Origin of the sequence: Streptomyces cadmiisoli (assembly GCF_003261055.1) — a bacterium.
Taxonomy (GTDB): domain Bacteria; phylum Actinomycetota; class Actinomycetes; order Streptomycetales; family Streptomycetaceae; genus Streptomyces; species Streptomyces cadmiisoli.
In genome coordinates, this window is record NZ_CP030073.1 from 6,652,186 (window position 1) to 6,666,324 (window position 14,139).

Below are 14,139 nucleotides of genomic sequence, written 5' to 3' on the forward strand. Positions count from 1 at the left end.
TAAGGGAACCTTGAGGGATCCGCTTAGAAATCCGCGATGGACGTGGACTGCCCGGGGCCGCAGAGTGGTCCCATGGAGACCTTCGAGAGCCTCGTCCGCGCCGAGTTCGCCCCGAAGAACACCTATCTCAACACCGCGAGCACCGGCCTGCTGCCGTCCCGCACCGTGGCGGCGATGCACACCGCCGCGCAGTCCCTCGCCGACGGCGCGCCGCAGGACATGTTCGCCGACGTGGAGGCCTGCCGGGCGGCGTTCGCCCGGATCGTCGGGGTGCCCGCCGGCCGGGTGGCGGCCGGGGCCTCCGTCGCCGTGTACAGCGGGCTGATCGCCTCCGCGCTGCCCGAGGGCGCCGAAGTGCTCACCGCCGAGGCCGACTTCAGCTCCCTCGTGAACCCCTTCCACGTCCGCCGGGACCTCAAGGTGCGCAGCGTCCCCCTGGAACGGCTCGCCGAGTCGGTCCGCCCGGACACCGCGCTCGTCGCGGTCAGCGCCGTGCAGTCGGCGGACGGCCGGATCGCCGACCTCACGGCGGTACGCGAGGCGGCCCGGGCGCAGGGGGCGCGCACCTGCATCGACGTCTCCCAGGCCGTCGGATGGCTGCCGCTGGCCGCGGACGACTTCGACTACGTCTCCTGCGTCGCCTACAAGTGGGTCGTCTGCCCGCGCGGCGTGGCCTTCCTCGTCGTACCGGAGGACCTCGGCGGGCTCACGCCGGTGTTCGCCGGCTGGGCGGCCGGCGAACACCCCTGGGACAGCTGCTACGGCCCGGTCCGGGAACTCGCCCGCTCGGCCCGCCGGTTCGACGAGAGCCCCGCCCTGCTGTCCTACGCCGGCGCGGTGCGGTCCCTCGCCCTGATCGAGGAGATCGGCCCGGCCGCCGTGCACGCCCACGACGTGTCACTGGCCGACCGCTTCCGCGCGGGCCTCGCCACGCTCGGCCACGAACCCGTCGCGGCGCCCGGCTCGGCGATCGTCGCGGTGCCCGGCCTCGGCCACCGCCGGGACGACCTCGCCCGCGCCGGGGTCGAGGTCTCCGACCGCGCCGGCAATCTGCGCGCCGCGTTCCACCTCTACAACACGCCCGCGGATGTCGACCGGCTGCTCGACGTCCTCTCGGACTGACCCCGACCCCTGGCGCGGGCGGGGCCGGGCCGCTAGGAAAGGCACCGGGGGGTGGTGCCGGTGGAGCCGACGACCGGCGGTTCCGACGCGGAACTGCACCGGCGGCTGGTGTACGGCGACGAGTCCGCGCTGGCCGAGGTGTACACGGCGTACGGAGGGCTGGTGCGGCGTGTCGCCGCGCGGGTGACGCGCAGCCCGGCCGCCGCGGAGGACGTGGCGCAGGAGGTGTTCGCCCAGCTGTGGGGCAGGCCGTACGCCTTCGATCCGGACCGGGGCTCGTTGCGCACCTGGCTGTCGCTGCTCGCCCATCGCCGGGCGGTGGACTGGGTGCGCGGCGAGGCCCGGCACCGCAAGGACGCCGGCGCCGACGACTCCGCGCTGCACGCCATCCCCGAGCCCGGCCCCGGCCCCGACGAGACGGTCGTGCACCGGGAACGCTCCCACCTGCTGCACTGCGCCCTCGCCGAACTCCCGCAGCCGCAGCGGGAGGTGGTGCACCTGGCCTACTTCGCGGGCCGCACCTACCGGCAGGCGGCCGTGGAACTCGGCATACCGGAGGGCACCGCCAAGACCCGGCTGCGCTCCGCCCTGCGCAGACTGGCCGAATCCCTGGCCGATCCCCCGGATCCGGCCCTCGAAAGGGGCGCATGATGGGGACAGCGGAAGGAGGCGCAGGGTGACCACCGAGCACGACGCCGTACGGGACCTGCTGGCCGCGTGGGCCCTGGGCGCCCTGGAACCGGCCGACGAACGGACGACCACCGCGCACCTCGCCGACTGCGCGGTGTGCGCCGATGAGGCGCGGCGGCTGCGGACGGTGGTGCGGGCACTGGACGGATCACCGGCGGACGGGACTGCCTTCGACGAGCCGCGGCCGGGCCGGCCGGGGCCCCCGAAGGCGCCTCCCGCGGAGCCGGCGTCCGCGGGCCCCCGGGCGGACGGGCCGCCCACCGCCGTGCCGGCCCGCGCCCTGCGGCGGCGCTCCGCCGCCCCCGCGGTGGCCGCGCACGCCGCGCCCTACGCCGCCGCGGTGGCCGGGCTGAGCGGGCTGCTGCCCGAGGCGGAGGGCCGGTGGACGACGCCCGTCGTGCACGACTGGGACGTGCACGCGACGGTGGCGCACCTGATCGCCGCCGACGAGCCGCTGGCGACCCGGCTCGGGATCGACACCCCCCGGCCGCTCTCCGGGATCGAGGCGGACGCCGACTGGGACGCCGCCTGGAACCGGCGGACCGGCGAGCTGATCGCCCATGAGCACGGGCGCACGCCCGCGGAGACCGTCGCCGCATGGTCCGCGCAGGCGGGTGCCCTGCTGGCCGCGCCCGAGGCCCGCGACCCGCAGGCCGCGGCCCGCGCGGTGACCCTGATGGGCATGCGGCTGCCCGTCGCCGACCACTTCCTGGTGCGCGGCTTCGAGACGTGGATCCACACCGACGACCTGGGCCGCGCCCTGGGCCTGACCGTGCCGCCGCCGCCCGAGGAGCATCTGAGGCGACTGGTCCGGCTCGCGGTGCGCGTGCTCGGCGCGGCCCTCGGCCCCGGCGCGCCGGCGGTCCTCTTCTCCGTGACCGGCGGCCCGGAATGGGTGCTGGGCTCCGACGCCGAACCCGTACGCGCCGAACTCGCCCTGGACCCGGTCGACTTCTGCCTGCTGGTCGGCGGACGGTACACGCCGCCGGAGGTGCCGCGCGGCGCGACCGGCGACGAGTCGGCCGTACGGAACGTACTGGAGCGCGCGGCGTCGCTGGCCTGGCTCTAGGGCCGCGTCGGGCAACGTCTGCCCGACGGGGCGAAGGTCGCCTGACGCGGCACCGGTGCGTCGGTTCAGGCCGGGCCGGGTGCACCGGGCACGGGAACGGGCCGGGGCCCCCGCGGAAGGGACCCCGGCCCGGCACGGGCGGCGCCGTCGTCACCGCACCGGGGTGAAGTCCCGCGACCCGATGAACTCCGGCCGTCGCACCGGAGCCGCGAACGGCTCCACCGCCGCGTTCTCCACGCTGTTGAAGACGATGAAGACGTTGCTGCGCGGGAACGGGGTGATGTTGTCACCCGAGCCGTGCATGCAGTTGCAGTCGAACCAGGTCGCCGAACCCGCCTTGCCCGTGAACAGCTTGATGCCGTACCGCGAGGCCATGGCGGTCAGCGCCTCGTCCGAGGGGGTGCCCGCGTCCTGCATCTGGAGCGACTTCTTGTAGTTGTCCTCCGGCGTGGCTCCCGCGCAGCCGAGGAACGTCCGGTGCGACCCCGGCATGATCATGAGGCCGCCGTTGGTGTCGTGGTTCTCGGTCAGCGCGATGGAGACGGACACGGCGCGCATGTTCGGCAGCCCGTCCTCGGCGTGCCAGGTCTCGAAGTCGGAGTGCCAGTAGAAGCCGCTGGCGCCGAAGCCCGGCTTGACGTTGATCCGCGACTGGTGGACGTACACGTCCGAGCCGAGGATCTGCCGGGCCCGTCCGACGACCCGCTCGTCGCGCACCAGGGCGGCGAACACCTCGCTGATCCGGTGCACCTCGAAGACGGAGCGGATCTCCTGCGACTTCGGCTCGACGATCGAGCGCTCGTCGGCCCGGATCGCCGGGTCCGCCACCAGCCGGTCCAGCTCCTGCCGGTAGACGGCGACCTCGTCGTCCGTGATGAGCTGGTCGACGGCGAGGAAGCCGTCCCGCTCGTAGGTCTGGAGACCGCCGACGTCGATCGGCCCGGGGGTGCCGGGCGCGCCCCAGACGACGGGGTCCTGACGGGGGACGGACACCTCGGTGCCGCCGCGGCTGGGGTAGAGGTCGGGGATCGTCGTGGTCGTCGTGGTCATGGTGACTCACACCTCCTCGGGTTCGGTGAGCAGCGGGTAGACGCCGTTCTGGTCGTGGTCCTCCCGTCCGGTCACGGGCGGATTGAAGACACAGATGCAGCGGAAGTCCTCCTTGATCCGCATCGTGTGCCGCTCGTGCCCGTCGAGGAGGTACATGGTCCCGGGCGTGATCGTGTACTTCCGCCCGGTCTCGTCGTCGGTCAGCTCGGCCTCGCCCGCCACGCAGACGACGGCCTCGATGTGGTTCGCGTACCACATCGACGTCTCCGTCCCGGCGTACAGGATCGTCTCGTGCAGCGAGAAGCCGACCCTCTCCTTGGCGAGGACGATGCGCTTGCTCTCCCAGGTGCCGGACGCGGCCCTGACATGCCGGTCGGTGCCCTCGATGTCCTTGAACGAACGGACGATCACGGTGTCGAACAGCTCCTTCTCTCAGCTCAGACGGTTTCGCGCACGGCGCGGGCGAGGACGCGCAGGCCCTCGTCCAGTTCGTCGGGCGTGACGGTGAGCGCGGGCAGCAGCTTGACCACCTCGCTCTCGGGACCGGACGTCTCGATGAGCAGCCCCAGTTCGAAGGCGCGCCGGGCGATGCGCTCGGCGCGGCCCTTGTCGTGGAACTCGATGCCCCAGACCAGCCCGCGGCCCCGGTACTCCTTGACGTCGGCGAGGTTCTCCTCGGTGACGGCGATCAGCGCCTGCTCGACCTGCTCGCCCCGCGCACGGGTCTGCTTCTCCATGGCGGAGCCGTCGGTCCAGTACGTCTCCAGGGCGGCGGTGGCCGTGACGAACGCGGGGTTGTTGCCGCGGAAGGTCCCGTTGTGCTCCCCGGGCTCCCACACGTCCAGTTCCGGTTTGAACAGGCACAGCGACATCGGCAGGCCGTAGCCGCTGATGGACTTCGACACGGTGACGATGTCGGGCACGATCCCGGCCTCCTCGAACGAGAAGAACGCGCCGGTGCGGCCGCAGCCCATCTGGATGTCGTCGACGATCAGCAGCATGTCGCGGCGGTGGCACAGCTCGGCCAGCGCCCGCAGCCACTCCGCACGGGCCACATTGATGCCGCCCTCGCCCTGCACGGTCTCGACGATCACCGCGGCGGGCCGGTTCAGCCCGGAGCCCTGGTCCTCCAGGAGCCGCTCGAACCACAGGAAGTCCTCGACCTTGCCGTCGAGGTAGTGGTCGAACGGCATCGGGGTGCCGTGCACCAGCGGGATGCCGGCGCCGGCCCGCTTGAAGGCGTTGCCGGTCACGGCGAGGGCCCCGAGGGACATCCCGTGGAAGGCGTTGGTGAAGGACACGATGGCCTCGCGCCCCTTGACCTTGCGCGCCAGTTTCAGCGCGGACTCCACGGCGTTGGTGCCGGTCGGGCCCGGGAACATGACCTTGTAGGGCAGGTCGCGCGGCCGCAGCACCAGGTCCTGGAAGGTCTGGAGGAAGGCGCGTTTGGCGGTGGTCGACATGTCGAGCCCGTGGGTCACGCCGTCCCGCTCCAGATAGTCGAGCAGGGCGCGTTTGAGCACCGGGTTGTTGTGCCCGTAGTTGAGTGAGCCGGCACCCGCGAAGAAGTCGAGGTACTCGTGGCCGTCCTCGTCGTACATGCGGCTGCCGCGCGCCCGGTCGAACACGGTGGGCCAGCCGCGGCAGTAGCTGCGCACCTCGGACTCCACGGTCTCGAAGACGCTGAGGTCGGGCTGGGTGATGGTCACGAAGATTCGCTCCTCGGTGCGACGGTCGTGCGGGGGGTCGGTGCGGCGGGGCGGGCGGCGCCGGGGGCGCCGGTCACCGCGCCGAACGGCTCAACGGGCCGATGCGGTAGAGGACTTCGGGGTCGTGCGGGCCGTCCGGGAACAGCCCCGTGCCGAACAGCACCTCGCGCTCGACACGGGCGCCGTGCCGGGCCGCGTACGAGGTGAACAGCCGCTCGGAGGCGGTGTTGCCCGGAGTGATGGTGGTCTCGACGCAGCTCAGGGTGTGCTCGGCGGCGACCCGGTCGGTCAGCGCGTCGAGCAGTCGCGCGGCGATGCCGCGTCCCCGGTGCGCGGGGTCGACGGCCACCTGCCACACCAGCAGGGTCCCCGGGCGGTCCGGCCGCAGATACCCGGTGACGAACCCGGCGGCCGTCCCGTCGTCCGCGCGGGCCACCGCCGAGGTGTCGGCGAAGTCCCGGCACCACAGCAGATAGCTGTAGGAGGAGTTCAGGTCGAGGGTTCCGGATTCTTTGGCGAGCCGCCAGAACGCGGCCCCGTCCGCAACCGACGGACGGTCGATGTGCAGGTCTGCTTGTGCGGCAGTCATGCGAATTGAATTTACCGAGGGAAATTCGAAATTGCATGGCCGGCGGGGCTTACGTGTGACCGCTGACCGTGTTATCACGCGTGCGCGCGCAGCCGCGCGACCGGTAGGCGGAATGCCCGTATTTGCGGGGTATATAGCGCACAAATCGGGCGCGATGTGTAACGCGTCACACCCATGTGACCCGGAGGGGATTCGCCCCGGACAAGCCGCTCGGCGTTCGCGAAATCTTTGCGTTTAGGGTGAGGGAAAGCGGGCAGGAGAATGCGGGGAGCTGCTCCCGATTAAAGAGCTGAATTCCAGCGGTAGGAATTATTTGAATTCGCTGTGAAAACCGCCCGCCGCTGATTACCGCCAGGCGGCGTCGGCGGCCTCGCGCGCAGCCCGGGGATCCACCGGCCGGGCGCCGCGCTCGGCGAGGGCGGCACCCAGGGCGGCCAGGCTCGACCGCACCGCGGCCGGCGTCGCGTCGGACCCGTAGTGGTTGACGCGGATCATCTCCTCGGCCAGCGCGCCCCCGCCGGCGGCCAGCGGCAGCCCCGGGTCGCGCTCCAGGGCGCGGGCCACCAGATCGGAGGCGGCGAGGCCCGCGGGGGCCCGCAGCGTGGTCGCCACCGGGGCCGCGTCCGCCGCCTCGCGCACGTACGGCTCCAGGCCGCCGCCCAGCGCGAGCGCCCCCGCCCGGGTCGCCGCCGCGGCCGACGCGTGCCGGGACATCACCGCCGGCAGGCCCTCGGCCTCGATCCGTTCGACGCACGCCTCCAGCGCCAGCATCTCCAGCTGGGCCGGCGCGTGCAGCAGGGCCGTGCGGCCGGCGTCGGTCCAGCGTTCCTTCCAGTCCAGCAGGGAGAGGTAGGAGCGGCGCGGGGCGTTCGGGTTCGCCGCCATCCGCGCCCAGGCCCGCTCGCTGACCGACACCGCCGACACCCCGGCGGGGCCGCCCATCGCCTTCTGCGCGCCGATCACGCACAGGTCCACGCCCCACGCGTCGGGAAGCACCGGCTCGGCACCGACGGAGGCGACCGCGTCCAGGTAGAACAGCGCCCCGTGCTCCCGCACCACCTCGCCGATCGCCGCGACCGGGTTGGTGTTCCCGGTGGCCGCCTCGGCGTGCACCAGGGACACGAAGTCGATCTCGGGGTGCCGGGCGAGGGCCGTCCGGATCTGCTCCGCGGTGACCGCGGTGCGGAAGGGCACCGCGAGGTCGTGGACGGTCGCCCCGCAGTCCCGCAGCCAGTTCCCGAAGGTCTGGCCGTACGGACCCGTGATCACGTTCAGCGCCGTCGTCCCCGGACCGGCCGCCGCGCGGATCGCGCCCTCCAGCGGCAGCAGCGCCTCGCCCTGCATGATCACCACGTCCTGGCGGGTGTCGAGCAGCCGGGCGACCCGGTCCTCGATCGAGGCGAAGCGCGCCGCGGTCAGCGGGGCGAGGTCCAGCAGGGGGTGTGTCACGGCGGTGCTCTCCATCACTCACGGGGTGAACGGGTCGAGCCTAACCGGCGGGCCGGGCGCCGCCGTTACCCGCGCCTTTCGGGGCCGAGCCGGACCTGTGACCATCGTTTGGTTTGAGGCACTCAAAGCTCTCCTTATAATCGGAGCGCAAAGTTCCCCCACAGGAGGTTCTCAGTGATCACGGTCCTCGGGCGCCGGGCCCGCATTCTGGCCGCCACCACCGCTACGGCCGGGCTGGTGCTGGTCGCCGGCTGCTCGTCGGACGACGGCGGCGGCAGCGGCAAGAAGACCGCCGCCGGCGGCGTCGAGCTGGTCGAGGCGGGTCAGCTCACCACGTGCACCCACCTGCCCTACCCGCCCTTCCAGTCGGAGATCGACGGCAAGGTGCAGGGCTTCGACGTATCCCTCGTCGACCTCGTCGCCGAGAACCTCGGCGTCAAGCAGGAGATCCTCGACACACCGTTCGAGAACTTCAAGACCGGCGCGTTCCTCAACTCCGGCCAGTGCGACCTGGCCGCCGCCGGCATGACCATCACCGAGGAGCGCAAGAAGAACGTCGATTTCTCCGACCCCTACTTCGACGCCACGCAGGCGGTCCTGGCCGACAAGAAGAGCGGCATCACGTCCTTCGCGGACCTCAAGGGCAAGAAGGTCGGCGCCCAGGCGCAGACCACCGGCGAGGAGTACGCCAAGAGCCAGGGCCTCGACCCGGTCTCCTTCGAGTCCTCCGACGCCGTGCTCAACGGCCTGCGCACCGGCCAGGTCGAGGCGGTCGTGATCGATTACCCGGTCGTGCAGGGCTGGCTCAAGGACAAGGCCACCTCCGACGCCTTCGAGGTGGCCGAGCAGGTCAACACCGGCGAGCAGTACGGCATCACGGTCAAGAAGGGCAACACGGCGCTGCTCGAGGCCGTCGACAAGGCCCTCGCCGACGCCAAGGCCGACGGCACCTACAAGAAGCTGTACGAGCAGTGGATCGGCCCGTACACCCCCGCCGCGGAGAGCGGTGCGCCCGCCTCGCCGTCGGCCTCATGACGGACGCCACCAAGGCCGAGGTGCAGCCCCGCAGGAAGGGGCTGACACGGCGCCAGAAGCGCAGTGTCTCGCGCGGTGCCCAGTACGTCCTGTTCGTCGGCGCCCTGGTCGCCCTGGCGGTCGGGGCGGACTGGGGCCGGCTGCAGAACCAGTTCGCCCAGTGGGACATCGCGGAGCAGATGTTCCCGGACGTCATCACGCTGGCACTGAAGAACACCGTGCTCTACACCGTGTCCGGCTTCCTCGTCGGGCTGGTGCTGGGCATGGTCCTGGCGCTGATGCGGCTGTCGTCCGTGGGTCCCTACCGCTGGATCGCCGGTGTCTACATCGAGATCTTCCGCGGACTGCCCGCCCTGCTGATCTTCATCTTCATCGGTGTGGCCGTCCCGCTGGCCTTCCCGGGCACGGAGATCCCCGGCGGGACCTATGGCAAGGTGGCCCTCGCCCTCGGCCTGGTGGCCGCCGCGTACATGGCGGAGACGTTCCGAGCGGGCATCCAGGCGGTGCCCAAGGGACAGATGGAGGCGGCGCGCTCGCTGGGGTTCTCGCCCGCCCGTGCCATGGTCTCGATCATCCTCCCGCAGGCCTTCCGGATCATCCTCCCGCCGCTGACCAACGAACTCGTCCTGCTGTTCAAGGACTCCTCGCTGGTGCTGTTCCTGGGTGTCACGCTGACGGAGCGGGAGCTGTCCAAGTTCGGCCGCGACCTCGCGAGCCAGACCGCGAACTCCACGCCGATCCTGGTCGCGGGCCTGTGCTACCTGCTGGTCACGATCCCGCTCGGCTTCGTCGTGCGCCGTATGGAGGGCAAAGCCCAGGAGGCCGTGAAATGAGCCGTCCCGAAATCGAGATCCGCGACCTGCACAAGTCCTTCGGCGACAACCACGTCCTGCGCGGCATCGACCTGGAGATCGGCCAGGGCGAGGTCGTCTGCGTCATCGGCCCGTCGGGCTCCGGCAAGTCGACGCTGCTGCGCTGTGTGAACCTCCTGGAGGAGCCGACCCGGGGCCAGGTCTTCGTCGGCGGTACGGAGGTCACCGACCCCGACGTCGACATCGACGCGGTGCGCCGCCGGATCGGCATGGTCTTCCAGCAGTTCAACCTGTTCCCGCACCTCACGGTGACCGAGAACCTCGCGCTGCCGCAGCGCCGGGTGCTGCGGCGCGACAAGGCGAGCGCCCTGCGGATCGCGGCGCAGAACCTGGAGCGGGTCGGCCTCGCCGAGAAGGCGACCGCCTACCCGTCCTCGCTGTCCGGCGGCCAGCAGCAGCGGGTGGCCATCGCCCGCGCCCTGGCGATGGGGCCCGAGGTCATGCTGTTCGACGAGCCGACCTCGGCGCTCGACCCCGAGCTGGTCGGCGACGTGCTGGCGGTCATGCGGATGCTGGCCGACGACGGCATGACGATGATGGTCGTCACCCACGAGATGACCTTCGCCCGCGAGGTGGCCGACCGGGTCGTCTTCATGGACGGCGGCGTGGTCGTCGAGGACGGCACTCCGGAGCAGGTCATCGCCCACCCCCGGCACGAGCGCACCCGGCACTTCCTCTCCCGGCTCCTCGACCCCGCCATGGCGGACGTGGAGGAGGGGACGGCGGACCAGGTGGGCAGGTCCGACCCCGCGGGCGGCCGCGACTAAGGTGCCGTGCATGAGCGATCACGCCGTGCTGCACGTGACGGGCCGGGTTCTCGTCGGCCCCGACGACATCCGCGACGAGCTGTGGGTGGTCGACGGACGGATCTCCCTCGACCGCCCGGCCGGCGCCCGCGACGTGCGCACGGTGCGGGGCTGGGCGCTGCCCGGCCTCGTCGACGCCCACTGCCACGTGGGCCTCGACGCGCACGGTGCCGTCCCCCAGGACGTGGCGGAGAAGCAGGCGCTCACCGACCGGGACGTCGGGACCCTGCTGATCCGTGACGCGGGTTCGCCCTCCGACACCCGCTGGATCGACGACCGCGAGGACCTGCCGAAGATCATCCGGGCGGGCCGGCACATCGCCCGCACCCGCCGCTACATCCGCAACTACGCCCACGAGATCGAGCCGGACGAACTCGTCGCGTACGTCGCCCAGGAGGCCCGGCGGGGCGACGGCTGGGTCAAGCTGGTCGGCGACTGGATCGACCGCGAACTGGGCGACCTGTCGGCCTGCTGGCCGCGGGAGGCCGTCGAGGCCGCCATCGCCGAGGCCCACCGCCTCGGCGCCCGGGTGACCGCGCACTGCTTCGCCGAGGACTCCCTGCGGGACCTGGTCGAAGCCGGCATCGACTGCATCGAGCACGCCACGGGCCTGACCGAGGAGCTGATCCCCCTCTTCGCCGAGCGGCGGGTGGCGATCGTCCCGACCCTGGTCAACATCGCCACCTTCCCCCGGCTCGCCGACGGCGGCGAGGCCCGCTTCCCCCGCTGGTCGGCCCATATGCGCCGGCTCCACGAACGCCGCTACGACACCGTGCGCGCCGCCTACGACGCGGGTATCCCGGTCTACGTCGGCACCGACGCCGGTGGCGGACTCGCGCACGGTCTGGCCGCCGCCGAGGTGGTGGAACTGACCACCGCCGGCATCCCGCCCGTCGAGGCGCTGTCGGCCACCACCTGGGCGGCCCGGGAATGGCTCGGCCGCCCCGGCATCGAGGAGGGGGCGCCGGCGGACCTGGTGGTGTACGAGTCGGACCCGCGGGCGGACGTCCGCGTACTGGCCGCCCCGCGGCGCGTGGTGCTGAACGGGCGGGTCGTCGGCTGACGCGGGCCCGGCGTCGCCGGGCAGGCGGGCGGGGCGGGATTCTCGAAACACGCCTCAGCGGCCCGCGGGCTGGGCCGGCAGGTCGAAGACGTGCTCCGGGCTGACGATCTTCGTGATCGCGTCCCCGAAGAGGGTGCTGGGCTCGGAGCCGTCGTGGTCGACGTCGGTGTTCAGCAGGACGACCATGGTCGCGCGGGCCGAGGGCAGATACACCGTCAGCGACTCGTAGCCCGGCAGCGAGCCGTTGTGCCCGAGCCAGCCGCCGACGTCGAAGATGCCCAGACCGTACCCGGCGCCCGGGATGGAGGAGGCCCGTGTGTCCAGCCGCTGCTGCTGGGTGGCCGGGCTGATCAGGATCTCGCCGTCCGGCAGGACGCCGGTGGCGACGGTGGGCGCCCACACCCGCAGATCCTCCAGGGTGGAGATCATCGCGCCGGCCGCCCAGGCCCAGGAGGGGTTCCACCCGGCGGTGTCGGCGATCTTCCCGTCCGCGGTCTGGTCCGTGTACCCCTGGGCGTGCGGTGACGGGAACGCCGCGTTCGTCGGGAGGAGGGTGCGCTCCATGCCGGCCGGTTCCAGGACGGTGCGGCCGATGTACTCCTGGAGCGGCTGACGCGCGACCTGTTCGACGACCAGACCGAGCAGGATGAGGTTGGTGTTGCTGTAGGAGAACTTCTCACCCGGCTGGAACAGCACGGGGTGCTTGAACGCGTAGTCCAGCAACTGCCGTGGTGTGAAAGACCGTTCGGGATCGGACGTCAGGGCCTTGAAGAAGTCCTGGTCCTCGGTGTAGTTGAACAGCCCGCTGCGCATCCCGGCCAACTGGCGCAGGGTCGTCTCGTCCCCGTTGGGCACGCCGTCGACGTACTCGCCGATCGTGTCGTCCAGGCCGAGCCTGCCCTCGTCGACCAGTTTCAGCAGCGCCGTGACGGTGAACGTCTTGGTCTCGCTGCCGATCCGCAGGGACAGGTCCGGCGACATCTCCTGGCCGGTGGCCTTGTCGGCCACTCCGAACGACCGCACATGGGTGCCCTTGTCGGGCGTCCACAGGCCCACCGTCACCCCGGGGACGTCCGCCTCGCGCATGACCCGCAGGACCGCCTCGTCCACCTGCCGTTTCACCTCGGGGGTCAGGGCGCGGAAGCCGTCGTCCGACGTCGTGGGGGAGGGCGAGGGCTGCACGGTGGCGGCGGCGGGTGCCGGTGCGGGCGAGGCGAGGACGGGTCCCGTGCCGGCCGGAACCACGAGGACACCCAGCGCCGCGGCGGTGACGGCCCCCCTGCGCAGCTGTCGGCAGGAACAGATCATGGGCTGACTCCCGAGACACCCGAGGAGCGGCCCGCGACCGGGCCGCGGGGCCCTGTGCGACCAGCATAGGAGCGCTCGTGCCGGGTCGCCCGTCGGAGGGTGACGGACCGCCGCCCGGCTCGTTGTGCACTCCCGCGTGTGTGCCGGAGCGTCAACCGGCGTGTTCGGACGGGGACAGGGAAACGAGTGACGAAGGGGAACACCCGTGCCGCGGGATTCGAATTTGCGCGCGAGGACCACGCGTTGGAGTGAAGTTGCCTCGGGTCGCTGACCCTTCACTCTCAGTGCGTAATCCTTGCCGGGTCCCGAGCATTCCATCCGTGGGGGGTCCCACCCTTGAACAGCATCAACTTCCGTACGTCCGCACGCCGTTCGGCCGCAGCGGTGACCGCTGCCCTCCTCGTCGCCGGATCCGCCGCGCTGGCCGGCGCGGGTCCGGCGCGGGCGACCGAGGACCAGGGCCGCGCGAGCGCCGTCGTCCTGCGAACCGGCCTGGACGTCTCCCTGCTCGACAAGACCGTGACCGTCCCGCTGGCGGTCTCCCTCAACGAGGTCCGGGCACCGCGGAGCGCCGAGCAGACCGCCCTGACCGCGCGGCTGGACGGCGTCGACGGCGGCGAGCCGTTCACCGTGCTGCGCGCGGAGGTGGCGCGGGCCGCGGCGACGGTGACCGCCGGCAAGGCGGAGGGCACCACCCGGCTGGCCGGTGCCCGCCTCCACGTTCCGGGCCTGCCGCTGCTGTCCCTGATCGAGGTCGAGTCGGTCACCTCGACGGCGACGTGCGAAGCGGGGCGGGCACCGGTCGCCGACTCCCGTGTGATCGGCACCGTGACGGTGCTGGGCAAGCGGGTCACGCTCACCGCCGGCGGCCCCACGGACGTGAAGGTGCCCGGGGTCGGCGGGGTCCGCCTGGACCTGTCCGAGCGGCAGACGACGTCCCGCACCGCGGCGGCCACCGCCCTCCGGCTCACCGTCTCCGTCGACCCGCTGGACCTCAACGTCGCGGAGGTGCACGGCACCGTGACCCTGGCGGAGGCGACCTGCGAGGCGCCGGCCGCCGCGGAGGAACCCGCCGAGTCGCCCGCGGCGGGCTCCGGCCCGGTCTCCGAGGCCCGACCGCAGGGCGCACCCGCGCAGGCCGATCTCGCGCGTACCGGCGGCGGTACGGCGACGCCGTACATCGCCGGCGGAGCGCTCGCCCTCGTCGCGGCCGGTGGGGGAGCGCTGGTCCTCGCCCGCCGGCGCGCCCGGGGCTGACGGACCGCGGCGGTCCGGGGTTCCCCGGCCTCGGCCGTCGCGCCGCACCGCCGTACCGGTTCAGGTACGGCGGTGCGTTCCGCGGGTGCGGAGCCGGTGCGTACCCCGCCGCGAGGGGCG

Annotated in this window: 14 protein-coding genes; 8 read left to right on the plus strand and 6 right to left on the minus strand. The window is 72.4% G+C overall.

The window, feature by feature from the left end; genetic code table 11:
- The first annotated feature begins 72 nt into the window (after positions 1 to 72).
- The 3 genes from DN051_RS29165 to DN051_RS29175 are packed head-to-tail and all read left to right on the plus strand — an operon-like array spanning position 73 to position 2,881.
- Positions 73 to 1,122: an aminotransferase class V-fold PLP-dependent enzyme gene (locus DN051_RS29165; protein WP_053759557.1), complete on the plus strand. Its 1,050-nt coding sequence runs from the start codon at positions 73 to 75 to the stop codon at positions 1,120 to 1,122.
- A gap of 54 nt (positions 1,123 to 1,176) precedes the next feature.
- Complete coding sequence (locus tag DN051_RS29170; protein WP_199315005.1) at positions 1,177 to 1,773, plus strand: RNA polymerase sigma factor; 597 nt, start codon at positions 1,177 to 1,179, stop codon at positions 1,771 to 1,773.
- 25 nt (positions 1,774 to 1,798) lie between these two features.
- The gene (locus tag DN051_RS29175; RefSeq protein WP_112439816.1) at positions 1,799 to 2,881 is read left to right on the plus strand and encodes a maleylpyruvate isomerase family mycothiol-dependent enzyme; all 1,083 of its coding nucleotides are present in this window, start codon (positions 1,799 to 1,801) and stop codon (positions 2,879 to 2,881) included.
- 150 nt (positions 2,882 to 3,031) lie between these two features.
- Here DN051_RS29175 and thpD read toward each other — a convergent pair whose 3' ends face one another.
- The 5 genes from thpD to DN051_RS29200 all read right to left on the minus strand — a co-directional run bounded on the left by thpD (position 3,032) and on the right by DN051_RS29200 (position 7,678).
- The gene (gene thpD, locus DN051_RS29180; RefSeq protein WP_053759560.1) at positions 3,032 to 3,931 is read right to left on the minus strand and encodes an ectoine hydroxylase; all 900 of its coding nucleotides are present in this window, start codon (positions 3,929 to 3,931) and stop codon (positions 3,032 to 3,034) included.
- Positions 3,932 to 3,937: 6 nt separating this feature from the next.
- Positions 3,938 to 4,342 (minus strand): ectoine synthase, encoded by a 405-nt coding sequence (locus tag DN051_RS29185; RefSeq protein WP_053759561.1) that lies wholly within the window; start codon positions 4,340 to 4,342, stop codon positions 3,938 to 3,940.
- A gap of 26 nt (positions 4,343 to 4,368) precedes the next feature.
- On the minus strand, positions 4,369 to 5,640 hold the full coding sequence (ectB, locus tag DN051_RS29190) for a diaminobutyrate--2-oxoglutarate transaminase (RefSeq protein WP_053759562.1): 1,272 nt from the start codon (positions 5,638 to 5,640) through the stop codon (positions 4,369 to 4,371).
- 73 nt (positions 5,641 to 5,713) lie between these two features.
- Positions 5,714 to 6,229, minus strand: coding sequence for a diaminobutyrate acetyltransferase (ectA, locus tag DN051_RS29195; protein WP_053759563.1), 516 nt, complete (start codon positions 6,227 to 6,229; stop codon positions 5,714 to 5,716).
- A 345-nt stretch (positions 6,230 to 6,574) separates the two neighbouring features.
- Positions 6,575 to 7,678, minus strand: coding sequence for a pyridoxal-phosphate-dependent aminotransferase family protein (locus tag DN051_RS29200; RefSeq protein ID WP_112442498.1), 1,104 nt, complete (start codon positions 7,676 to 7,678; stop codon positions 6,575 to 6,577).
- A 174-nt stretch (positions 7,679 to 7,852) separates the two neighbouring features.
- Here DN051_RS29200 and DN051_RS29205 point away from each other — a divergent pair, with 174 nt between their 5' ends.
- The 4 genes from DN051_RS29205 to DN051_RS29220 are packed head-to-tail and all read left to right on the plus strand — an operon-like array spanning position 7,853 to position 11,454.
- Positions 7,853 to 8,713 (plus strand): transporter substrate-binding domain-containing protein, encoded by an 861-nt coding sequence (locus DN051_RS29205; RefSeq protein WP_112439817.1) that lies wholly within the window; start codon positions 7,853 to 7,855, stop codon positions 8,711 to 8,713.
- Positions 8,710 to 9,546: an amino acid ABC transporter permease gene (locus DN051_RS29210; RefSeq protein ID WP_053759565.1), complete on the plus strand. Its 837-nt coding sequence runs from the start codon at positions 8,710 to 8,712 to the stop codon at positions 9,544 to 9,546. Before DN051_RS29205 ends, DN051_RS29210 begins: the two co-directional genes overlap by 4 nt.
- Positions 9,543 to 10,352 (plus strand): amino acid ABC transporter ATP-binding protein, encoded by an 810-nt coding sequence (locus DN051_RS29215; protein ID WP_053759566.1) that lies wholly within the window; start codon positions 9,543 to 9,545, stop codon positions 10,350 to 10,352. Before DN051_RS29210 ends, DN051_RS29215 begins: the two co-directional genes overlap by 4 nt.
- Positions 10,353 to 10,362: 10 nt before the next feature.
- Complete coding sequence (locus tag DN051_RS29220; protein ID WP_053759567.1) at positions 10,363 to 11,454, plus strand: amidohydrolase family protein; 1,092 nt, start codon at positions 10,363 to 10,365, stop codon at positions 11,452 to 11,454.
- Positions 11,455 to 11,508: 54 nt separating this feature from the next.
- Here DN051_RS29220 and DN051_RS29225 read toward each other — a convergent pair whose 3' ends face one another.
- Positions 11,509 to 12,762 (minus strand): serine hydrolase domain-containing protein, encoded by a 1,254-nt coding sequence (locus DN051_RS29225; protein ID WP_112439818.1) that lies wholly within the window; start codon positions 12,760 to 12,762, stop codon positions 11,509 to 11,511.
- Positions 12,763 to 13,098: 336 nt separating this feature from the next.
- On the opposite strand from DN051_RS29225, the gene DN051_RS29230 reads away from it, so the two are divergent.
- Entirely contained in the window at positions 13,099 to 14,019 is a 921-nt protein-coding gene (locus tag DN051_RS29230; protein ID WP_053759569.1) for an SCO1860 family LAETG-anchored protein, read from the plus strand.
- The last annotated feature ends 120 nt before the right edge of the window (positions 14,020 to 14,139 follow it).

Bases quoted from the DNA above. Each gene is read 5' to 3' on its own strand.
- DN051_RS29165 (WP_053759557.1), top strand. From the start codon at position 73: ATGGAGACCTTCGAGAGCCTCGTCCGCGCCGAGTTCGCCCCGAAGAAC.
- thpD (WP_053759560.1), bottom strand. From the start codon at position 3,931: ATGACCACGACGACCACGACGATCCCCGACCTCTACCCCAGCCGCGGC.
- ectA (WP_053759563.1), bottom strand. From the start codon at position 6,229: ATGACTGCCGCACAAGCAGACCTGCACATCGACCGTCCGTCGGTTGCG.
- DN051_RS29210 (WP_053759565.1), top strand. From the start codon at position 8,710: ATGACGGACGCCACCAAGGCCGAGGTGCAGCCCCGCAGGAAGGGGCTG.
- DN051_RS29215 (WP_053759566.1), top strand. From the start codon at position 9,543: ATGAGCCGTCCCGAAATCGAGATCCGCGACCTGCACAAGTCCTTCGGC.
- DN051_RS29220 (WP_053759567.1), top strand. From the start codon at position 10,363: ATGAGCGATCACGCCGTGCTGCACGTGACGGGCCGGGTTCTCGTCGGC.
- DN051_RS29225 (WP_112439818.1), bottom strand. From the start codon at position 12,762: ATGATCTGTTCCTGCCGACAGCTGCGCAGGGGGGCCGTCACCGCCGCG.